Here is a 21,867-nt window from a genome sequence, read left to right on the forward strand (position 1 = left end):
GTCGGTTGCGGCGGTCCCCGAACGGCCGGTCACCGAACGAAGGAGAAACATCCGTGGCCGCGACACCCCTTTTGGAGCTGCGCGGGATCGACAAGAGCTTCGGTCCCGTACAGGTCCTGCACGATGTCGAACTGAGCGTCTACCCCGGCGAGGTGACCGCCCTGGTCGGCGACAACGGCGCCGGCAAGTCGACGCTGGTCAAGTGCATCAGTGGCATCTACACGATCGACGCGGGCACGGTGACGTTCGACGGCAAGCAGGTTGCCATCCACAGTCCCCGGGAAGCCGCCGACCTCGGCATCGAGGTCGTCTACCAGGACCTCGCGCTCTGCGACAACCTGGACATCGTCCAGAACATGTTCCTCGGCCGGGAGAAGGTCCGCGGCATCGTCCTGGACGAGCCGACGATGGAGCAGATGGCCGGTGAGACCCTGGCCAGCCTCTCGGTCCGCACCGTCAAGTCGCTGCGCCAGCTCGTCGCCAGCCTCTCCGGCGGTCAGCGTCAGACCGTGGCGATCGCCAAGGCCGTGCTCTGGAACAGCCGGGTCGTCATCCTCGACGAGCCGACCGCGGCCCTCGGCGTCGCGCAGACCGCCCAGGTGCTGGAGCTGGTCCGCCGGCTGGCCGACAACGGCCTCGGCGTGGTCCTGATCTCGCACAACATGAACGACGTCTTCGCGGTCTCCGACCGGATCGCCGCGCTGTACCTGGGCCGGATGGCCGCGCAGGTCAAGGCGAGCGACGTCACGCACTCGCAGGTCGTCGAGCTGATCACCGGCGGGCGCAGCGGCAACCTGGGCCTCCCGCCGGAGAAGCCCACCGACTTCGTCGACATCACGCCGGGAGCGGACCAGTGACCACCACACCCACCCTTGAGACCGCCGGTGGCGTCAAGGTCGTCAAGCCGACCGTCGGCAGCCACATCCGCGACTACTTCGGGCGGATCCGGGGCGGCGACCTCGGTGCGCTGCCCGCCGTCCTGGGCCTGGTCATCCTGGTGGCGATCTTCGGCAGCGCCCGCAGCGACACGTTCTTCAGCGCCGGCAACTTCGCGAACCTGTTCAACCAGGCGGCCGGCGTCATCATGATCGCGATGGGCCTGATCTTCGTCCTGCTGCTGGGCGAGATCGACCTGTCCGCGGGCTTCACGGCCGGCCTCTGCGGCGCCGTGATGGCGGTCCTGCTCACCGAGCACGGCTACAACCAGGCCATCTCGCTGGTCGCCGCGCTCGTCACCGGTGTGGTGATCGGTGTGGTGCTCGGCCTGCTGGTCTCGAAGGTCGGCATCCCGTCGTTCGTCGTGACCCTGGCCGCCTTCCTGGCCTTCCAGGGCATGCTGCTGGTGCTGCTGGGCGAGGGCAAGAACATCTCGATCCCGGACGGCTTCATCAAGTCGCTCAACAAGGACAGCCTCCCGGTCGGGTGGAGCTGGGGCCTCGCCGTGGCGGCCGTCGCCGGGTTCGCGCTGGTCCAGTTCCTGCGTCACCGTGGCCGGGCCCGCCGTGGCCTGGTCACCGAGCCGCTCGGCATCATCGCGATGCGCATCGCCGGCATCGCCGCGCTGCTGCTGATCTCGACGGCGATCCTGACCCAGGAGCGGGCGATCAACCCGGCCGTCGCGACGCTCAAGGGTGTCCCGATCGCGGCGCCGGTGATCGGCGGTTTCCTGGTGCTCTGGACGTTCGTCCTGGGCCGCACCACGTACGGCCGGCACGTCTACGCCGTCGGCGGCAACGCCGAGGCCGCCCGTCGCGCCGGTATCCCGGTCGACCGGATCCGCATCTCGGTCTTCGTGATCGGCTCGTTCATGGCCGCGGTCGGCGGTGTCATGCTGGTCAGCCGGGCCGGCTCGGTCGACCCGAACACCGGTGGCAGCAGCACCCTGCTCTACGCCGTCGGCGCCGCCGTCATCGGTGGCACCAGCCTGTTCGGCGGCAAGGGCAAGGTGATCCACGCGGTGATCGGTGGCGCGGTGATCGCCGTCATCGACAACGGCATGCTGCTGATGGACTTCTCGTCCGGCACGCGCTACATGTTCACCGGCGTCATCCTGCTCATCGCCGCCGGTGTCGACGCGCTGGCCCGGCGCCGGGCCGCGGCAACGGGCAACCGGTAGCGATGCGCGCTGGCCCCAGCCAGGACGAGGTCCGTCGGCACAACCTCGGGACACTGCTGCGGTACGTCCACGTACACGGCGCCACGTCCCGGGCGGAGCTCACCTCCCGGCTCGGCCTCAACCGCAGCACCATCGGGGCACTCACCGCCGAGCTGACCAGCGCTGGGCTGGTCAGCGAGGCGGTGCCGAAGGAGACCGGCCGGGCCGGGCGACCGTCACTAGTCGTCCGGCCCGAGTCGGAGAAGATCTTCGCGTACGCCCTGAGCATCGAAGTGGATCGCCTGCGTGCCGCCCGGGTCGGGCTGGGCGGGCAGATCCTGGAGCAGTACGAGACGGTCCGGCCGCCCGGCATGAGCGCCGACGAGGCGGTCGAGCCGCTGGCCCGGTTCGTCCGCGCGATGCACGACCAGGTCGGCGACGACGCCCGGTGCGTGGGCAGCGGGCTCGCGGTGGCCGGCATGGTGCGCCGCGAGGACGGCATGGTCCGGCTCGCGCCCACCATCGGCTGGGTCGAGGAACCGGTCGGCGCGGCGCTGCGCGCGGAGCTGGGCGCGCCCGGCACGCTCAGCATCGGCAACCACGCGGACGTCTGCGCACTGGCCGAGCACGCCCGCGGCGCGGCGGTCGGCTGCGACAACGTCATCTACCTCTACGGCGACGTCGGGGTGGGCGCGGGCATCGTCGCCGGTGGACGCCGGGTCACCGGGCACGGCGGGTACGGCGGCGAGGTCGGTCACATGGTGGTCAACCCGTACGGACGTCCCTGCGACTGCGGCTCGCGCGGCTGCTGGGAGACCGAGATCGGCGAGCACGCGCTGCTGCGCCTGTCCGGGCGCGAGGGGCGTACCGGCCGGGACGTCGTGCTCGAAGTGGTCGACGCCGCCGTCCGCGGGGACAGTCAGGCCCAGCACGCGTTGCGGCACGTCGGCGACTGGATCGGTTTCGGGGTCGGCAACCTGGTCAACATCTTCAACCCGGAGGTGGTGATCTTCGGCGGCACGCTGCGCGACGTCTACCTGGTCGCCGCCGCCCAGATCCGCAGCCGGCTCAACGCGGTGGGACTGCCCGCCTGCCGGGAGCACGTCCGGCTGCGCACCCCCGAGCTCGGTGCGGACGCCGCCCTCATCGGTGCCGCCGAGCTGGCCTTCGACCACCTGCTGGACGATCCGCTGGTCTCCTGACCACCGGGGAGGAGCCGGCGATCACCCGGGACGCGCGAACGGCCCCGGAAGTTCTATGCTGCCGCGCATGCCCCCGCACCACCCGGTACCGGACCCCGCCGCCGTGTACTCGAAGATCGCCGAACGTCGCTCCCTCCCCGACGCCCACCGGGCGCCCGGGAGTCCCGCATGATCACCCGGCTCGAGGTCGACGGGGTGCCGGCGGTGCTCGGGCCGACCACCGGCCCGATGCACGCCGGCCTGGCCTTCCGGGTCGGGGTGGCGGACGAGACGCTGCCGTGGCGCGGCCTCACCCGCCTGGTCGAGCACCTCGTACTGGACGGGCTGGGCGCCGCTGACCAGCAGCACAACGGCACGACCGGGACCGAGCACACGTTCTTCCACGTGCAGGGCACCGCCGACGAGATCACCGCTTTCCTCGGGGCGGTCTGCGATGCGCTGCGCGAGCCCGACCCGGGGCGGATAGCGCGGGTCCGGGAGCGGCTGCGCGCCGACGGCCGCGGCAACGACCCGCTCGCCCTGTGGCGGCACGGCGCCCGTGACTTCGGGCTGACCGGCTACCCCGAGTGGGGCCTCGACCGGATCGGCCCCGAGCAGCTGCGTGACTGGATCGCGCGGTACTTCACCAGGGAGAACGCGGCTCTCTGGGTGGCCGGGGAGAAGGTGCCCGAGGGGTTGAAGCTGCTCCTGCCCAGCGGTGAGCGGCAACCGGCCCGGACCCCCTCGTCGGCGTTGCCGGCCGGCCCGGCGTGGTTCAGCGGGGCGGACAGCGACGTCGCGTGGGACGCGGTGGTCGACCGCGAGGCGCGTGCCGCGGTCTTCGCCAACGTGCTGGAACGGCAGATGTTCCGGGAGCTGCGGCAGCACGAGGGCATCTCGGACACGGTCCGCACCGACTACCAGCCGCGGGCCGGTGGCAGCGCACGGATCGTCGCGTACGCCGACGCCCTCCCGGAGAAACGCGAGGCGGCCCTCTCCGGCCTGGTCGGCCTGCTCGCCGGGATGCGCGCCGGCCGGATCGACCCGGAGGACGTGACCACCGTGATCACGCTGACCGCCGACGGGCTGGCCGAGGCCGACACCCGGGGCGGGCGGCTGCCCGGGCTGGCGTTCAACCTGCTGGCCGGCCGGGAGCTGAAGGACCTGGAGGAGGCCGTCGCCGAGGTCCGTGCGGTGACCCCGGGGGACGTGGCCGAGGTGGCCCTGGCGGCGTACGACGCGGGCCTGCTGATGACGCCGGAGGGCACCGCCGCGGACGGGGCCGGTTACACCGCCGCGCCCACCCACTCCGAGTCGCCGATCGCCGGCCGCGTGCACAAGGCGATCCGCGATCCCCGGCACCACCTGGTCAGCGGGCCGGACGGGGTGAGTCACGTGATCGGCGGCGAGGCCGCGACGGTCCGTTACGACCAGGCCGTGGCCGTGCTCGCCTGGCCGGACGGCGCCCGGCAGCTGATCGGCCCGGACGCGATCGTGGCCCGGGTGGAGCCGGCGCTGTTCCGCGGCGCCGCCACGGTGACCCGGGACGTGGACGCGCGCGTGCCGGCCGAGCTGCGGATCGAGATGCCGGCCCGGGACCCGGAGCGGATCCCGCAGCCACCGGCCGCGCCGCAGCGGTCGCGGCGGGAGCGGGTCACGCCGTACGTGTCAATCGTGGTCAATGTCTTGATCTGTCTGCTGCTGGCCGGTGTCGTGGTGGCCACTGTCGTGTCGCTCGGGACCGGGTCGTCGCTGGGTGGCAGGGGCACCGGGGCCGATCTCACCGCGGCCGCGATCTGCCTGGTGATGGCGTGGCCGGCCGGGCGGGCTGTCCCGGCCAGGGTACGTGAGCTGCGCGAACGGTGGGCCGGCCGCTGATGATCAGGCGACTCGACGTCGACGGGGTGCCGGCCCTGCTCGCACCGGGCACCGGGCCGATGCACGCCGGCCTCGCGTTCCGGGTCGGGCTGGCCGACGAGCCGCTGGCCAGGCGCGGCATCACGCACCTGGTCGAGCACCTGGTGCTGCACTCGCTCGGGATGGCCGATCACCACTTCAACGGCACGACCGGGGTGGAGCACACCTACTTCCACATGCGCGGCGCCGAGGCGGACATCGTCACGTTCCTCAACGGGGTGTGCGCCGGTCTGCAGGACCTGCCGATGCAGCGGCTCGAGGTGGAGAAGGACATCCTGCGCACCGAGGAGAACGGGCGCGGCGAGGGTCCTGCCGACGGGCTGGCGCTCTGGCGGCACGGCGCCCGGGACTACGGGATGCCCGTCTACCCGGAGTGGGGCCTGACCGGAATCACCCCGGACGATCTGCGCGCCTGGGTGGCGCACTGGTTCACCACGGAGAACGCGGTGCTCTGGATCGCCGGGCCGGACGTGCCCGCCGGGCTGAGGCTGGCCCTGCCGCACGGTGCGCGCCGCCCCGCGCCGGTACCGTCCTCGGCGCTGCCGGTCCGGCCCGCCTTCTTCCCCGGCCCCGCCAACGTGGTGGCCTGGAACGCGGTCGTGCCGCGCCGGCCCGCCGCGTCGGTCTTCGCCGGGGTGCTCGAACGCACGCTGTTCCGGTCACTGCGCCAGGAGAGCGGCCTCTCCTACACCGTGGAGAGCGATTACGACCCGCGGGGCGACGGCACCGCGGTGCTGACCGCGCTCGCCGACGTGCTGCCGGAGAAGCAGGACGCGGCGCTCCGCGGCTTCATCAACGTGCTGATCGCGGCCGGGGCCGGCCGGATCGACCCGGCCGACGTGACGGCCGTGGTGAACCAGCGCTGCGCGGACCTCGTCAGGGCCGAGGAGAGCGGCGCCCGGCTGCCGGGGCTGGCCTTCGGCCTGCTCGCCGGGCGTACGCCGCAGACCGCCGAGGAGGTGCTGGCCGACCTGCGCGCGGTCACCCCCGACGACGTCGCCGAGGTGGGCCGGGCCGCCGTCGCCGACGGGCTGCTGATGACGCCCGGGAGCACGACCCCGGAATGGGCCGGTTACACCGCGGCGCCGGAACGGTCGGCCGAGGCGGTGCGCGGACATTCCTACCCGTCACTGGACCGTCCCGGCGCTCACCTGATCGCGGGCGAGGACGGGGTCAGCGCCGTCGACGAGGAAACCCTGGTGACGGTCCGGTTCGACAGCTGCTCGGCGGTGCTGGCCTGGCCGGACGGCGCCCGCCGGTTCATCGGCCACGACGGCATCCAGGTGCACCTCGAGCCGGCCCTGTTCGCCGGCGGCCACGCCGTGGTGGCCGCGCTCGACACCCGGGTGCGCCCCGACCTGCGGGTCGCCATGCCACCGCGCGATCCGGCCCGGATCCCCGTGCCGCGTGCGCCCGCGACCCCCGCGCCGGCGGTGCGGCCCGTCCACCGGGGTGCGGCGATCGCGCTGGTGGTGGTCCTGAGCGTGGTCATCCTGCTCTGCGGCGGGCTGGGCCTGCTGATGGCCGCCGACTCGGCCCTCGATGCCGAGGACCGGGACGTCGCGATCGGCATCGCCGTGGTCGGTCTCGGTCTCGCGGCCGCCGCCGGGTATGGCGTACATCGCCTTACGAAACGCTTACGCGGCAGCTGACTTTCAGTTTGGCGAGGCAGGATGGCGCGGTGAGGACATCGATCCGGGCCGGGCTGGCCGGTGTGGCGGCGGCCGCTGCCGCACTCGGGGTGGCGGAGCTGCTCGCCGTCGTCGCCGGGGCGCGCTCGGCGCCGCTGGTGGCGGTCGGCGGGGTGGTCGTCGACCACGTGCCGGCCGCGGTGAAGGACTTCGCGATCGCGGTGTTCGGCACGCACGACAAGACCGCGCTGCTGAGCGGGACGGCGATCCTGCTGGCCCTCTACGCATACGGGGTGGGCGTGCTCGCCACCCGGTCGTGGCCGCTCGCCGGCGCGGGGATCGCGCTGTTCGGCGCGATCGGCGCGGCAGCAGCCACGACCAGGCCGAACGCGGGCGTGGGCGCCGCGATCCCGTCCCTGCTCGGTGCGGCGCTGGCCTTCCTCGTGCTGCGGCACCTGCTGCGGGTCGGCGCCCGGCCCGCGGTCACCGAGGCGGAGAGTCGCCGCGCCTTCCTCAAGCAGGCCGGCATCGTGGCGGCGGTCGCTGCCGGTGGCGGCGTGGCCGGCCGCTGGCTCGCCTCGCGCGGCGCCGCGACCACCGCCCGCAACGAGCTCCAGCTGCCGGCGGCGAGCGGGCCGGCCCCGGTCGTCCCGGCCGCCGCTCAGGTCGACGGCGCGGTGCCCTATGTGACGCCGACCAGGGACTTCTACCGGATCGACACCGCGCTGATCACTCCGCGGGTCGACCCGGCGAACTGGACCCTGAAGATCCACGGGATGGTGCGCAACCCGATCACGATCACCTGGGCGGAGCTGCTGAGACGTCCCATGGTCGAGCGTTACGTGACGATCGCCTGCGTCTCCAACGAGGTCGGCGGCGACCTGATCGGCAACGCGCTGTGGCTGGGCACGCCGATCAAGGCGCTGCTCGACGAGGCGGACCCGCTGCCCGAGGCGGACCAGGCCGTGCAGCGCTCGGCGGACGGCTGGACGTGCGGCACGCCGACCGCCGTGCTGCGCGATGGGCGGGACGCGCTGCTCGCGATCGGGATGAACGGCGAGGCGCTGCCGGTCGAGCACGGCTTCCCGGCCCGGATGATCGTTCCCGGACTCTACGGGTATGTCTCGGCCTGCAAGTGGATCACCGAGATCGAGCTGACTCGATTCTCCGACTTCGATGCGTACTGGGTGCCCCGCGGGTGGTCCGCCCAGGGCCCGATCAAGACCGAGTCGCGGATCGACTCACCCCGCGACGGCGCCTCGAAGAAGCCCGGCCCGATCGTCGTGGCCGGCGTCGCCTGGGCCCAGCATCGGGGCATCGCCAAGGTCGAGGTGCAGGTCGACGACGGTCCATGGGAGACGGCGACGCTCGCGCCGGTGGTCTCCGACGACACCTGGCGGCAGTGGACGCACACCTGGACGGCGACGTCCGGCGATCATGCGCTGCGGGTGCGGGCGACCGATCTCGACGGGTACACCCAGACGTCGGACCTCGCCGATCCGGCCCCCGACGGGGCAACGGGATGGCACCGGGTGACGGTCTCTGTCAGCTAGGTCAAAGCCGCACTTTCGGTCCGACTCGAAAACGCAAGTCGCTCATACGGTGGGTTGCATGTCCACCAATGCGGTTGAAGAACCGCTGAACCACTCGACACGGCCCCCAGGGGAGGACCGTGTCGCCAGTCGTGTGGTGATGCCGCGTGCCGGGCGTTCTCAGGCCGCCGGTGCCTGCCGCTGTGCGGGCACTGCCGATTTGTGGGGCCGGCCGAGGCGCGCCTCGAGCCGGGCCAGGTCGACTCGTCCGTGACGATCGGCCAGATCCTCCCAGCCGACCGCGAGCAGCCGCAGCCGCTCCGATTCGCTGAACCCTCCCCACACCCCGTACGGCTCGCGCACCGCGAGGGCGTGGGCGGCGCACTCGGCTCGCACCGGGCACGCGCCGCACATCGTCTTGGCCTTGGCCTCCCGGCGATTGCGGGACGACCCGCGCTCGCCGTCGGGGTGGAAGAACTGCGCACTGTCCCGGCCCCGGCAGAGCCCCATGCGCTGCCAATCCCAGAGATCTGCGATGGGCCCCGGCAGCCTGCGAACGTTCGACATCAACACCCTCCTCACCGCGCGGCACCGCGGAGTGGTCGACATGGGGGCCTGAGGCAGGCCTCACGCGGGTGTACCCCGGCAAATGCCGGCTCACACGCAACATGTCGATGTCTCTCCGAGCGCAGTGGCAAAGAGGGGGCAAGTCATACCTTTCTTTCCCGTTTTTTCCATCTAAAGCGCGTAATGCTGCGGCCCTCGCGTGATCTCCTCTGAGAGAGAAGGAGGATCACTGTGCGTACCGTCCTCGTGTGCGTCCGAACCCCGCTGGCGGCCCAAACCGTCGCGTCGACCGCGGCCCGGCTCGGCATGACCGGCGTCGTCCGGACCGCGGTCAGCGAGACCGAGGCCATGATCCGACTGGCGGAACGGCCGGCCGAAGTGGTCCTGGCCGACACCGCCGTGACCCGGCCCGACAGCGTCGGCTTCACCCGGCGCGTGCTCGCCCGCGCGCCGCAGGCCCAGGTGGTGCTCTTCGGTGCTGAAGACCCCCGGGTGGCGGCGGCAGCCGTCGCCGCCGGCGCTCGCGGCGTCATCCGTGGCGTCGAGCACGACCTGGTCAGCGTCGTCGCCAAGGCGCTGCTCCTGCTGCTGTTGCCGGTGCGCCCGCAGGGCATGCCGATCAACGGCAACGCGCAGCCGGCCACCGTGGCCGGCGGTATGCGCAACAACAACTCACCGGCCACCCGCGGGCAATACGGCATGGGCGTCGGCGCGCCCAACGCGGCCGCCGTCCCGGCCATGCTGCCGAACTCGCCGATGGTCCCGGCGCAGCGCGGCGACGCCCCGATCGACCCGGCGACCGGCCGGCCGATGGTGGCCTGGCCGGGCAACGAGATGGGCGAGGCGCAACCGGCCGGCCGCCGGCTCACCCTGACCGAGCGTGAGCTGCAGGTCCTCCGGGGAATGGCGGACGGCAAGAGCAACGCCGAGATCGGCCGCGAGCTCTTCGTCTCCGAGGACACCGTGAAGACCCACGCGCGCCGGTTGTTCCGCAAGCTCGGCGCCCGCGACCGTGCCCACGCGGTGGCAGCGGGTTTCCGCGCGGGCCTCGTCGCCTGACAACGCCGCCGGCGGGGATTCCTCGCCGGCGGCGTCACCGTCACTACCTGAAGATCAACTTCAGGATCTTCATGTCCCCTCTGGTCTGTGGTCACCCTCCGCTGCTCCCGCGGGGACCCTTGCGGGCTTCGCAGGGCCGTGGCCGGCCCAGAACGCGAAGCCCTCCAGGGCGATCTCCGTGGGTGGTCCGGCTCAGAGCAGAAACCCGTCCGGGCAGCCCCGCAACCGGCGAAGTCCCGAGCCCGGCCCGGCGCGGCGTAGTCGCAGGGCCGGGGCCGTGGCGCGCCCACGCTCCCGGCTGGTTCTCATGGGCGTAATGAGGCACGAATTACGCCCATGAGAACCAGCCCGGGGGAGTGGGGCGCGCTGCCTGGCCGGCCACCGGCTACGTCGCGGGGCTGCGGCGGGGCGGGACTCTGCGGCGGGCGGGAGCTGTCACCGGGGGTTCTGCTCTGAGCGGGACCACCCACGGACATCGCCCTTGCGGGCTGAGCGTTCTGGGCCGGTCACGGCCCTGCTCAGGTCGCGAGGGTCCCCGCGGGAGCGGCGGAGGGTGACCACCGCGGAGAGGGGACCTGAAGATCTTGAATGTGATCTTCGTCAGTCGTCGTCGCTGCCCTCGGTGAGGGTGTCGTGCACGCCGTCGGCGTAACCACGCGCGTATTCCCACGTCACGTAGTGATCGGGGTCGGGGTCGTAGGCCGGCTCGTGCACCCGGGGACGTCCGCTGCTGAGCAGGTGGCGCAGGTTGCCGCGGAGCAGGTCCCAGTCGAAGTAGTGCGGCTCGTGACAGTCCTCGCACTCGATGACCAGACCGCGGATGCCGGTCGGGCTCAGTAATGCCTGGTAGATCTCCAGGTCGGAGAGATCCTCCAGAACGTCTTGCCGCTCGTCCTCGGTCAGCGGTTCGTTCTCGGCGTCCTCGTTGAGGTCGTCGAGTTCCGCGGCCGGGTCGGCGGGGTCGCCGTTGAACGGGTCGATCGGCTCTTCTTGCACCCCCATACCGTACTCACCTCGCGGGGGAGTGTGCTGGCCCGCACGTTCTGTCCGCCGCCCGGGTGCCCCGCCCGGGATGGGTAGGATGATGAACTCCGCCTCTTGTCTAGGGATGATCTGTGGAAACTGACAGCGCTCGCACTGTTCCCCTCGGTCTGACTTTCGACGACGTGCTGCTGCAGCCCGGCGAGTCCGACGTGGTTCCGAGCCGGGTGAACACGGTCACGCGCCTGACGCGCAACGTCGAGCTGTCCATTCCGCTCCTGTCGGCGGGCATGGACACCGTCACCGAGGCCCGCATGGCGATCGCCATGGCGCGCCAGGGCGGCATCGGGGTCCTGCACCGCAACCTCTCGGTCGAGGACCAGGCAGCCCAGGTCGACCTGGTGAAGCGGTCCGAGTCCGGCATGATCACCAACCCGATCACCTGTGGGCCCGACGACACGCTGCGCCAGGTCGACGCGCTGTGCGGGCGTTACCGGATCTCCGGCGCCCCGGTCGTCGACGCCCAGGGTGTGCTGGTCGGCATCGTCACCAACCGTGACATGCGGTTCGTCAGCGACCTGGACGCGAAGGTCCGCGACGTGATGACCAAGGCCCCGCTGATCACCGCGCGGGTCGGGGTGAGCAAGGACGAGGCGCTGGAGCTGCTGGCCAAGCACAAGGTGGAGAAGCTGCCGCTGGTCGACGAGGGCGGTCACCTGCGTGGCCTGATCACGGTGAAGGACTTCACGAAGTCCGAGCAGTTCCCGAACGCGGCGAAGGACGCCCAGGGCCGGCTGCGGGTGGCCGCGGCGGTCGGGGTCGGCGACGACTCGTACAAGCGGGCCCGCGCCCTAGTCGACGCCGGGGTGGACGTGGTGATCGTCGACACCGCGCACGGTCACCAGCGCGCTGTGCTGGAGATGGTCGCCCGCCTGAAGAAGGACGTCACCGTCGACATCGTCGGCGGCAACATCGCGACGTATGCGGGCGCCAAGGCCCTGGTCGAGGCCGGCGCCGACGCCGTGAAGGTGGGTGTCGGCCCGGGCGCGATCTGCACCACCCGCATCGTCGCGGGCGTGGGCGTGCCGCAGATAACGGCGATCATGGAGGCCAATCGGGCCTGTGCTCCGGCCGGCGTCCCGGTCATCGGCGACGGCGGCATTCAGTACAGCGGCGACATCGCGAAGGCGATCGTGGCCGGCGCCAGCACGGTGATGCTCGGCAGCCTGCTGGCCGGCTCGGAGGAGAGTCCCGGCGAGCTCATCTTCATGAACGGCAAGCAGTTCAAGTCGTACCGGGGGATGGGTTCCCTGGGGGCGATGCAGTCACGTGGTCAGGCGAAGTCCTACTCCAAGGACCGCTATTTCCAGCAGGATGTGAACGAGGACAAGCTGGTGCCCGAGGGCGTCGAGGGTCAGGTGCCCTATCGTGGTCCTCTGTCCAGGGTGGCGCACCAGCTCATCGGCGGCTTGCGCGCGGCCATGGGCTACGTGGGCGCGGAGACCATCCCCGATCTTCAGGAGCGGGGTCAGCTCATCCGGATCACGGCGGCCGGGCTCAAGGAGTCCCACCCGCACGACATCCAGATGACGGTCGAAGCCCCCAACTACCACTCCCGTTAAGAGGATCTGGAAACCCGATGCGTGACGTAGTGGAGATCGGCCTCGGTAAGACCGCCCAGCGCGGCTACCACCTGGATGACATCGCGATCGTGCCGAGCCGCCGGACCAGGGACGTCGACGACGTCTCGACCGAGTGGAAGCTCGACGCGTACCCGTTCAAGATCCCCTGCGTCGCGCACCCGTCGGACGCGACCCAGAGCCCGGAGTCGGTGATCGCCCTGGGCCGCCTCGGTGGCCTGGGCGTGCTCAACGCCGAGGGCCTCTGGACGCGCTACGAGGACCCCAGCAAGATCCTCGAGGAGCTGGCCTCGCTGGACGAGGAGGCGGACGCGACCAAGCGCCTGCAGGAGGTCTACGCCGAGCCGATCAGGCCGGAGCTGATCGCCGAGCGTGTCCGGCAGATCCGCGAGGGTGGCGTCACCGTCGCCGTCCGGGTGTCGCCGCAGCACACGCTGGCGCTCGCCCCGGTGATCCTCGACGCCGGCGTCGACCTGCTGGTCATCCAGGGCACCCTGGTCTCGGCCGAGCACGTCTCCACCACCGACGAGCCGCTGAACCTCAAGGAGTTCATCGCCGACCTGGACCTGCCGGTCATCGTCGGCGGTTGCACCGACTACAAGACCGCCCTGCACCTGATGCGCACCGGCGCGGCCGGCGTGATCGTCGGGGTCGGCGCGGACGAGTGGTCGACCACCGACACCGTGCTCGGCATCCGGGTGCCGATGGCCACCGCGATCGCCGACGCGGCCGCGGCCCGCCGCGACTACCTGGACGAGACCGGTGGGCGCTACGTGCACCTGATCGCCGACGGCGGCATCGCCACCTCCGGTGACATCGCCAAGGCGATCGGCTGCGGCGCGGACGCGGTGATGCTGGGCGAGCCGTTGTCGCTGGCCGAGGGCGCGCCGGCCGGGGGCGCGTGGTGGCACTCGGCGGCCAGCCACCCGGCGTTGCCGCGTGGCGGGTTCTGCATCGCCGGGGAGCCGGACGGGTCGCTGGAGCAGCTGCTCTACGGGCCGGCGGATCGTGCCGACGGGCAGCTGAACCTGTTCGGCGGGCTGCGGCGGGCGATGGCGAAGTGCGGTTACCGCGACGTCAAGGAGTTCCAGAAGGTCGCCCTGGTCCTGGACAGGGCCTGATCTAAAGGGCCGGTGCGGTGGTGCCGGTCAGCCAGGCCGTGAAGAAGGTGTCCAGATCCTTTCCGGACACCTTCTCCGCGGTGGCGATGAACTGGGCGGTGTCACCGTTGCCGTTCCCGCGCTCGCTGGTCCACGTCTTCAGCAGCCGGAAGAAGGCCTCGTCGCCGATCGTCCTGCGGAGCGCGTGCACGACCAGCGCCCCCCGCTCGTAGACGGCGTCGCTGAAGATCCGATCCGGTCCGGGGTCGGCGGCCGGCTGGGTCCAGTCGGTCGAGGCGTAGGTCGTGTCGAACTGCTGCTGCGCCGGCTTGCCGCCGTCGTGTTCCGACCAGAGCCATTCCGCGTACGTCGCGAAGCCCTCGTTGAGCCAGATGTCACGCCATCGGGTGAGGGCCACGCTGTCCCCGAACCACTGATGTGCCAGCTCGTGCGCGACCACCCCGGGGTTGGCCTTGTCGAAGAAGGTGCTGCCGTAGACCGGCCGGGACTGCGTCTCCAGGGCGTACCCGATCCGGTCGTCGTCGACGACCACCCCGCCGTTGGCGTCGAACGGGTACGGCCCGAACACGCTCGCCAGGTAGTCGGTGATCTCCCCGGTGCGGGCGAGCGACCGCGCGGCCGGCCCGTTCTCCGGCAGCGACTCGGGCACCGCGACGATCATCGGCTTGCCGCCGTGCGTGCTGGTGCCGATCCGGTACTGCCCGATCACGACGGTGGAGAGGTAGCTCGCCATCGGCGCTGCCTCGGACCATCGCCAGGTGGTCCAGCCGTCCTTGGTCGCGCGCGGCCCGGGCACCCCGTTGCTGATCACTTCCAGCCCGTCGGGCACTGTCATCGCGAGGGTGAAGGTGGCCTTGTCGGACGGGTGGTCGTTCACCGGGTACCACGTGCTGGCCGACTCGGGCTGGCCGAGCGCGACGCCGCCGTCCCTGGTACGCAGCCAGCCCCCGTTGCCGAGCGTCTTGTTCTCCAGCAAGCCGGGGGTGCCGCCGTACTCGGCGACGACGGTGAACCCTCGCCCTTCGGGGATCCCGGTGGCGGGGGTGACGACCAGCTCGTTGCCGGTGGCGGACGCGGTCGCGGCCACCCCGTCCACAGTGATCTTCGAGACGGTCAGGTGGGCCAGGTCGAAGTCCAGGCGGGACAGGTCCTGCGTCGCGGTCGCGGTGATCGTCGCCCGGCCGGCGAGGGTGCCGGCCGCCGGGTCGTACCGCAGGTCGAGGTCGTAGCCCGCGACGTCGTACCCGCCGTTGCCGTACTTCGGGAAGTACGGGTCACCGGCCCCCTCGGCGCCCGGCCGGAACTCCGTGGCCGTGGAGGACCGGCACCCGCTGATGAGCAGAAGAGCCACTGCAGCGAGAGCGTATCCCCGTCGTCCCATGAGACGAGGTTACGGTCAGCCCTTGTTGACCATTTTGGGGTGTGCCTTCAGATATGCGGCGATCTTCCCGCCGGCGACGGCGGTGAGGAATCCGCGGGCCTCCGAGTTGAGCTGTTCGCCCAGGTAACCGCCGCCGCTGCCGACGCCGCTGCCGTCGAGCTGCACCGAGGTGATGCTCGCCGCGGTGAGGTCGCGCAGGGCGTACGCGTACTCCACCGGCTGCCGTCCGCCGAAGGTGACCAGTGACTTGCCCAGCGCCGTGACCAGCGACTGCAGCTTGGTGGCGTCGCTGAGGTCCTGGCCGAGCGCCTTGTCCAGGATCGCCTTGACCATCTGCCGCTGGTGGCGTTGCCGGTCGTAGTCGCCGTTCGGCAGGCCGTACCGCTGGCGGGCGTAGTCGAGCGCCTGCCAGCCGAGCAGGTGCCGCTTGCCGGGCAGGTAGACCGCCTGCGGCCCGCTGAAGTCGTGACCGGACAGTGGGCGCAGTTTGCCGTTCGGCTGGCGGTGCCGCGACTTCACCTTCTGGTCGATGGTCAGGTCGATGCCGCCGAGCTCGTCGACGAGGTTGTCGAGGCCGCCGAAGTTGAGGATGGCGCCGGCCTGGATGGTCTTGATCCCGGTGTAGTTGCTGATCGTCCGGGTGAGCAGCTCGTACCCGTTCTGGATGTTCTTGGTGCTCTTGCCGGGCACCCTCGACCCGTACGCCATGGCCTCGGTGATCTTGTGTTTGCCGCCGGGGAAGCCGGCCTTCTTGAACGCCGGCATCTGCACCCGGAGATCGCGCGGCAGCGAGTAGAGGTAGGCGGACTTCAGCCCGGCCTCGACGTGCAGCAGCATGATCGCGTCGGAGTGCGGCTCCCAGTCCGGCTCGCTGTTCCGGGTGTCGACGCCCGCGAGCAGCAGGTCCAGGGGGCCGGTGAGGTCCGCGCCGGGGGACGGCGCGGGTGCGGCCGAGGGCGAGGCAGACGGAACGGCTGTGTTCTCGGTCACCGGAGAGGACGGCGAGGCGGCCGTGCTCCCCGAGTCGCGATTGACGGCGATCGCTACGCCCAGGCCCGTGAGCACGGCGATGACCACCCCGGCGATCACTGCCCACGTGATCTTGCTGTTCCGCATAGGCCGAACCCTAGAGGACGGAACGCCACCGGCTCAACGTCGCGCCCGAAGCTGACTGAAAGGGGGGTTACTGAATGGAAGATCGCCAGTATGTTCATCGGGCGATTTCGTCAATATGCGGCGATCGCCAACGGGGAGGCAACCACTCATGAACCGTTCAGTCCGGCGGTTGACCGTCGGCATCATCTCCTCCGCCCTGATCACGGCCGCCGGTGCCGCCGGAAGCGCGCCCGCGACGGCGGCCGACACCCCGGTACGGGTGATGATCGGGCTCAAGCCGGGCTACGACGCCAAGGCGGGGCTGCCCACTCTGGACGCTCTCGGCCTGCGCAACGCCGAGGCATCCGGCCGGAGCCACAGTGCACTGCTGTCGGCGCTCGGGGCCAAGACCCTCTCGGTCCCGCAGAGCCGGGTCAACTCCACCCTCGCCTCGCTGCGCCAGGACCCCTCGGTGGCGTACGCGGAGCTGGACGTCAAGCGGAAGACGTCAGTGGTGGCCCCGAACGACCCGGCCTACACGCAGGGCTACCAGGCGGAGCTCGGCCGGCTGAACGTGCCGGCCGCCTGGGCCACCACCACCGGCTCGGACGTCACGGTCGCCGTGGTGGACACCGGGGTGGCGCCGGTCGGCGACCTGGCCGGCAAGGTCCTGCCCGGTTACGACTTCTTCAACTACGACAGTGACCCGACCGACGACGGCGTCTTCCCGCACGGCACCGTGGTCTCCTCGCTCATCGCCGCCACCGCCGACAACGGTGCGGGCATGGCCGGCGTCTGCTGGCAGTGCAAGATCCTGCCGGTCAAGGCGCTGGACAGGAACGGCGACGGGTTCGACTCCGACATCGCCCAGGGCATCATCTACGCGGTCCAGCACAACGCGAAGATCGTCAACCTGTCGCTGGGTGGCTACGGCTACTCCAAGACGCTGGCCAACGCGGTGGCCTACGCCAACGCGAAGGGCGTCCTGGTGGTGGCCGCCGCGGGTAACGAGAACACCAGCCAGAAGTCGTACCCGGCGGCTCTGCCGGACGTGCTCGCGGTGGGCGGCACCGACACGAGCAAGAGCGGCGACTACAAGGTCAGCTTCTCCAACTACGGCAGCTGGGTGGACGTGTCCGCGCCGGCCGTCACCGCCGGCATGTACAGCGACGGCTCGTACCACTACGGGCTGGAGGGCACCTCGTTCTCCACGCCGCTGGTGTCCGGCGTCGCCGCGCTGGTCCAGTCGGCCCACCCGGAGTACTCGGGGTGGAGCCTGTGGAGCTCGATCATCCGCTCCGGCCGCAAGGGCTCGCGGAACTGGAACTCCTACGGCATCGTCGACGCGGCCAAGGCGCTGACGTTCGGCACCGACGCCACGCCGCCGACCGTCTCCCGGGCGCTCCCGGCGCAGAACACGGTGGTCCGTGGCACGGTCACCATCACGCCTTACGGCCTGAAGGACGCCGGTAGCGGCGTCCGGCTCGTGGAGGTCCAGCGCAACGGTGCGTTCGCGGGCTGGTCCTACACCGGTCCGGCGTTCGCTCCGAAGCTGAACACGGCCGGCCTCAACGGCCCGATCTCGATCCGCCTGAAGGTGACCGACAAGGCCGGCAACGTGGGCTACTCCGGTTACCGCCAGCTGATCGTCGACAACAGCAAGCCGAAGCTCACGGTGACCAGCTGGCCGCGGAACAAGGCCAAGGTCCGTGGCACCATCACGATCAAGGCCACCGCCTCCGACGCGACCACCGGCATCGCCAAGGTCGTCGTCTTCGTGAACGGCAAGGTCGTCGCGACCGACACGCGTTCCCCGTGGACGCTGGGGGTCAACTCGGCCAAGCAGCCCAAGAGCTTCAAGCTGCAGGTCGTGGCGTACGACAAGGCCGGCAACGCGGCCTACTCCGCGACGCGGACGTACACCCGCTCCTGACGCAGGGCCATGACGAGGGGTCGCTCCGTGCGGAGCGGCCCCTCGTCGCGTTCCGGGTTCGAAGCCGCCGGTAAACTCGCCGGGTGAGTACCCCGCGTCCCGTCCTCGTCGTCGACTTCGGCGCCCAGTACGCCCAGCTGATCGCCCGCCGGGTCCGTGAGGCCCGTGTCTACTCGGAGATCGTCCCGCACTCGATGCCGGTGGCCGAGATGCTGGCGAAGAACCCTGCCGCGATCATCCTGTCCGGCGGCCCCTCCAGCGTCTACGAGCCGGGCGCGCCCACGCTCGACGCCGGCCTCTTCGACAGCGACGTGCCGGTCTTCGGCATCTGCTACGGCTTCCAGGCGATGGCCCAGGCGCTCGGCGGCACCGTCGCCCACACCGGTTCCCGGGAGTACGGGCGGACCCTGCTCACCGCCCAGGGCGGCTCCCTGCTCCGTGACCTGCCGGCCGACCTGCCCGTCTGGATGAGCCACGGCGACAGCGTCTCGGTCGCCCCGGCCGGCTTCATGGTGACCGCGTCCACCCCGGGCGCCCCGGTCGCCGCCTTCGAGGACGTCACGACCAGGCGCGCCGGGGTGCAGTTCCACCCCGAGGTGGCGCACACCGACCAGGGCCAGGAAATGCTGAAGCGCTTCCTGTACGACATCGCCGGCCTCGAGCCCACCTGGACGCCCGGCAACATCATCGACGACCAGGTCGCCCTCATCCGTGATCAGGTCGGCGACAAGCAGGTGCTCTGCGCGCTCTCCGGCGGTGTCGACTCGGCGGTCGCCGCGGCGCTCGTCCACAAGGCCATCGGTGACCAGCTCACTTGCGTCTTCGTCGACCACGGCCTGTTGCGCGCGGGCGAGCGCGAGCAGGTGGAGAAGGACTATGTCGCCGCCACCGGCATCCGGCTCGTGGTGGTCGACGCCGAGGAGCAGTTCCTCGGCCACCTGAAGGACGTCACCGACCCGGAGCAGAAGCGGAAGATCATCGGCCGTGAGTTCATCCGGACGTTCGAGGCCGCGGCCCGCGATCTGGACTCCGAGCGGCACATCGAGTTCCTGGTCCAGGGCACGCTCTACCCCGATGTGGTGGAGTCCGGTGGCGGCACCGGCACCGCGAACATCAAGAGCCACCACAACGTCGGCGGTCTCCCCGACGACCTGCAGTTCGCGCTGATCGAGCCGCTGCGCACGCTGTTCAAGGACGAGGTGCGCGCCCTCGGCGCCGAGCTGGGCCTGCCCGAGGCGATGGTCCAGCGGCACCCGTTCCCGGGCCCGGGCCTGGCCATCCGGATCATCGGCGCGGTCGACCGGGAGCGGCTGGACATCCTGCGCGAGGCCGACCTGATCGCGCGTGAGGAGCTCACCGCGGCCGGGCTCGACCGTGACGTCTGGCAGTTCCCGGTGGTGCTGCTGGCCGATGTGCGCAGTGTCGGCGTGCAGGGCGACGGCCGGACGTACGGGCACCCCGTGGTCCTGCGCCCAGTCTCCTCCGAGGACGCGATGACCGCCGACTGGTCGCGCCTGCCGTATGACCTGATCGCGAAGATCTCGAACCGGATCACCAACGAGGTCCGCGAGATCAACAGGGTCGTGCTGGACGTCACGAGCAAGCCGCCGGGCACCATCGAGTGGGAATGACGGTCAGTAGTGGATCAATCGCCCAGGGCGGTTGAATCCTCTCTGACCTGCGGTTACGGAGCGCGATTCAACTGTCAGGAACCCGACAGACGCTCCGGATAGGTAACATAATCCGGGCAGAATGCCGCTTCGTGACCCCCGCACTGGAACCGCTCCGCAGGATCGCCGCCTACGCCGTCGCGACCGACGACGAAGGCCGCGTCCTCCTGGTCCGGGCCTCGGCCAAATCCGGTACACCCGGGATCTGGTCGCTGCCCGGCGGCGCCGTCGACCACGGCGAAGATCCGAACCACACCGTCGTCCGCGAGACCGCGGCGGAGACCGGGCTCTCCGTCGCGGTGACCGGGCTGCGTGACGTCCTGGCCGACATGCGCTCGCTGCCCCACCGTGGCGTCACCATCCACACCGACCGGCTGATCTACTCCGTGTCGGTGCGCGGTGGCACCCTGATCGACCGGGTCGGCCACGGCACCGACCTGGCGCGCTGGTTCACCCTGGAAGAGGCCGAGCGGCTGAAACTCCGGCAGTTCGCCGCGGCCGCGCTCGGGCTCAGCACCAGCTCCCCGGACCTGCGCCCGGACGTGCCGCCGACGTTCCCGTCCTTCTACGCGTACGAGGGGCCGGACGGGCTGCACCGGGCGCAACGCTTCGCGGCGTACGCGATCGCGACCGATCCGTACGAGAATCTGCTCCTGACCCGGATCGCCCCCGGTTACCCCGGCGCCGGTTGCTGGCATCTGCCCGGCGGCGGCACCGACTACGGCGAGCAGCCGGGCACCGCGCTGATCCGTGAGCTGGTCGAGGAGACCGGCCAAGCGGGGCGGCTGATCGAGTTGCTCGGCGTCGCCAGTCATCGCGACGCGGCCTCGCTCGGGCCGGAGGGCTATCCGATCGACTGGCACGGCGTCCGGGCGTTCTACCGCGTCGTCGTCGACGAGCCGACCGAGGTGGTCATCCACGACGTGGGCGGCTCGACCTCGGAGGCCCGGTGGGTGCCGCTCAAGGAGGTCGCCGAGTTGGCCGCCGATCAGCTGACCGAGGTCACGGCGGATGCTTTGCGGGCGGCGAGGCTAATCTAGGCACGGTGAAGATCAGACGAACGGCGGCGTACGGTGTCTGCCGCTCGGCCGACGGCAGCGTCCTGCTCGCCCGCGGGTCGGACCTCAGCGCCTTCCCCGGCGTCTGGTCGCTGCCCGGCGGTGGGGTCGACCACGGCGAGCACCCGGCCGGCGCGGTCGTCCGGGAGTTCGCCGAGGAGACCGGCCTCGCCGCCGTCGTCACCGGCATCCGGGCCGTGGTCGCCGACGTGATCGCGCTTCCCTCCTCGGACGGTCTGGTCGAGCACACCGACCGGATCATCTACGACGTCGCGGTCACCGGCGGCGACCTGCGTGACGAGGCGGAGGGCACGACCGATCTGGCCCGGTGGGTGACGCCCGCCGAGGTGGCCGGGCTGCCGTTGCTGCCGTTCACCGCCAGGGCGCTCGGCGTGCGGTTCGAGGCGCCGGTCGTGGTGCCGGCCGGCGACGATCCGGTGCGCCGCGGCGACCGGGTCCAGCGCTTCGGGGCGTATGGGTGGGTGACCGACCCCGAGGGGCGCGTCCTGCTCGCCCGCATCACCGAGGGTTACCCCGGCGGCGGCCACTGGCATCTCCCCGGCGGCGGGACTGACTTCGGCGAGACTCCGGAACAGGGTCTGATCCGTGAACTTTATGAAGAAACCTCACAACGCGGCGAGGTTTCAGAACTACTGAGCGTGGGCCATCGGTACGACCCGGCCGCGCTCGGACCCGAGGGTGTCCCGCTCGACTGGCATGTGATTCGCGTCGTATATCGCGTAAGAGTGGATGAACCGGGCATCGCGACAGTGACCGAGGCGGCCGGTGGATCCACCGACCGGGCGTCCTGGTTCACCCCCCGTGAGGTGGCCGAACTCCCCCTGACCGAGCTGGCCCAGGAGACTTTGGCCCAAGCGGGCTAAAATCGTTGTACGGAAGACGGAGAGCGGCCCGTAGCACAGCGGAGTCAAACGGCCTCTCGCCAAGGCCGCGTCGCTGTGCGATGGTGTAACCCGCAATTTCGCCGGGCTTCAAGGACGACGCC

Annotated in this window: 17 protein-coding genes; 13 read left to right on the forward strand and 4 right to left on the reverse strand. The window is 71.1% G+C overall.

Annotated features, from left to right (window positions below):
* Positions 1 to 53: 53 nt before the first annotated feature.
* The 6 genes from Acy02nite_RS09770 (at position 54) to Acy02nite_RS09795 (ending at position 8,377) form a co-directional block, all read left to right on the forward strand.
* The gene (locus Acy02nite_RS09770; RefSeq protein WP_203739619.1) at positions 54 to 857 is read left to right on the forward strand and encodes an ATP-binding cassette domain-containing protein; all 804 of its coding nucleotides are present in this window, start codon (positions 54 to 56) and stop codon (positions 855 to 857) included.
* Positions 854 to 2,116: a sugar ABC transporter permease gene (locus Acy02nite_RS09775; protein ID WP_203739622.1), complete on the forward strand. Its 1,263-nt coding sequence runs from the start codon at positions 854 to 856 to the stop codon at positions 2,114 to 2,116. The genes Acy02nite_RS09770 and Acy02nite_RS09775 overlap by 4 nt, the downstream gene beginning before the upstream one ends.
* A gap of 2 nt (positions 2,117 to 2,118) precedes the next feature.
* Complete coding sequence (locus Acy02nite_RS09780; RefSeq protein ID WP_203739623.1) at positions 2,119 to 3,297, forward strand: ROK family transcriptional regulator; 1,179 nt, start codon at positions 2,119 to 2,121, stop codon at positions 3,295 to 3,297.
* 168 nt (positions 3,298 to 3,465) lie between these two features.
* Complete coding sequence (locus Acy02nite_RS09785) at positions 3,466 to 5,154, forward strand: M16 family metallopeptidase (protein WP_203739624.1); 1,689 nt, start codon at positions 3,466 to 3,468, stop codon at positions 5,152 to 5,154.
* On the forward strand, positions 5,154 to 6,845 hold the full coding sequence (locus Acy02nite_RS09790) for an insulinase family protein (RefSeq protein WP_203739625.1): 1,692 nt from the start codon (positions 5,154 to 5,156) through the stop codon (positions 6,843 to 6,845). Before Acy02nite_RS09785 ends, Acy02nite_RS09790 begins: the two co-directional genes overlap by 1 nt.
* 29 nt (positions 6,846 to 6,874) lie before the next feature.
* Positions 6,875 to 8,377, forward strand: coding sequence for a molybdopterin-dependent oxidoreductase (locus tag Acy02nite_RS09795; protein WP_203739626.1), 1,503 nt, complete (start codon positions 6,875 to 6,877; stop codon positions 8,375 to 8,377).
* A gap of 159 nt (positions 8,378 to 8,536) precedes the next feature.
* Here Acy02nite_RS09795 and Acy02nite_RS09800 read toward each other — a convergent pair whose 3' ends face one another.
* Positions 8,537 to 8,923: a WhiB family transcriptional regulator gene (locus Acy02nite_RS09800; RefSeq protein WP_203739627.1), complete on the reverse strand. Its 387-nt coding sequence runs from the start codon at positions 8,921 to 8,923 to the stop codon at positions 8,537 to 8,539.
* A 231-nt stretch (positions 8,924 to 9,154) separates the two neighbouring features.
* On the opposite strand from Acy02nite_RS09800, the gene Acy02nite_RS09805 reads away from it, so the two are divergent.
* Positions 9,155 to 9,982, forward strand: a complete 828-nt coding sequence (locus tag Acy02nite_RS09805) for a response regulator transcription factor (RefSeq protein ID WP_203739628.1) — start codon at positions 9,155 to 9,157, stop codon at positions 9,980 to 9,982.
* Between the two features lie 600 nt (positions 9,983 to 10,582).
* On the opposite strand, the gene Acy02nite_RS09810 is transcribed toward Acy02nite_RS09805, so the two are convergent.
* Positions 10,583 to 10,978 (reverse strand): DUF5319 domain-containing protein, encoded by a 396-nt coding sequence (locus Acy02nite_RS09810; protein ID WP_203739646.1) that lies wholly within the window; start codon positions 10,976 to 10,978, stop codon positions 10,583 to 10,585.
* A 119-nt stretch (positions 10,979 to 11,097) separates the two neighbouring features.
* Here Acy02nite_RS09810 and guaB point away from each other — a divergent pair, with 119 nt between their 5' ends.
* Both guaB and Acy02nite_RS09820 read left to right on the forward strand, forming a co-directional pair.
* The gene (guaB, locus tag Acy02nite_RS09815) at positions 11,098 to 12,585 is read left to right on the forward strand and encodes an IMP dehydrogenase (RefSeq protein ID WP_203739629.1); all 1,488 of its coding nucleotides are present in this window, start codon (positions 11,098 to 11,100) and stop codon (positions 12,583 to 12,585) included.
* A gap of 17 nt (positions 12,586 to 12,602) precedes the next feature.
* Positions 12,603 to 13,724, forward strand: a complete 1,122-nt coding sequence (locus Acy02nite_RS09820; protein ID WP_203739630.1) for a GuaB3 family IMP dehydrogenase-related protein — start codon at positions 12,603 to 12,605, stop codon at positions 13,722 to 13,724.
* Position 13,725: 1 nt separating this feature from the next.
* Here Acy02nite_RS09820 and Acy02nite_RS09825 read toward each other — a convergent pair whose 3' ends face one another.
* Positions 13,726 to 15,105 carry a M1 family metallopeptidase gene (locus Acy02nite_RS09825; RefSeq protein ID WP_203739631.1) on the reverse strand — a complete coding sequence of 460 codons (1,380 nt, stop codon included), beginning with the start codon at positions 15,103 to 15,105 and terminating at the stop codon, positions 13,726 to 13,728.
* A 15-nt stretch (positions 15,106 to 15,120) separates the two neighbouring features.
* Positions 15,121 to 16,221: an LCP family protein gene (locus Acy02nite_RS09830; RefSeq protein WP_203739632.1), complete on the reverse strand. Its 1,101-nt coding sequence runs from the start codon at positions 16,219 to 16,221 to the stop codon at positions 15,121 to 15,123.
* A gap of 148 nt (positions 16,222 to 16,369) precedes the next feature.
* On the opposite strand from Acy02nite_RS09830, the gene Acy02nite_RS09835 reads away from it, so the two are divergent.
* The 4 genes from Acy02nite_RS09835 (at position 16,370) to Acy02nite_RS09850 (ending at position 21,745) form a co-directional block, all read left to right on the forward strand.
* On the forward strand, positions 16,370 to 18,133 hold the full coding sequence (locus Acy02nite_RS09835) for a S8 family serine peptidase (protein ID WP_203739633.1): 1,764 nt from the start codon (positions 16,370 to 16,372) through the stop codon (positions 18,131 to 18,133).
* Positions 18,134 to 18,216: 83 nt separating this feature from the next.
* Entirely contained in the window at positions 18,217 to 19,764 is a 1,548-nt protein-coding gene (gene guaA / locus Acy02nite_RS09840) for a glutamine-hydrolyzing GMP synthase (protein ID WP_203739634.1), read from the forward strand.
* 131 nt (positions 19,765 to 19,895) lie between these two features.
* Positions 19,896 to 20,843, forward strand: coding sequence for an NUDIX hydrolase (locus Acy02nite_RS09845; RefSeq protein ID WP_203739635.1), 948 nt, complete (start codon positions 19,896 to 19,898; stop codon positions 20,841 to 20,843).
* A gap of 5 nt (positions 20,844 to 20,848) precedes the next feature.
* Positions 20,849 to 21,745: an NUDIX hydrolase gene (locus Acy02nite_RS09850; RefSeq protein WP_203739636.1), complete on the forward strand. Its 897-nt coding sequence runs from the start codon at positions 20,849 to 20,851 to the stop codon at positions 21,743 to 21,745.
* Positions 21,746 to 21,867 lie beyond the last annotated feature (122 nt).

Source organism: Actinoplanes cyaneus, assembly GCF_016862095.1.
Classification (GTDB): domain Bacteria; phylum Actinomycetota; class Actinomycetes; order Mycobacteriales; family Micromonosporaceae; genus Actinoplanes; species Actinoplanes cyaneus.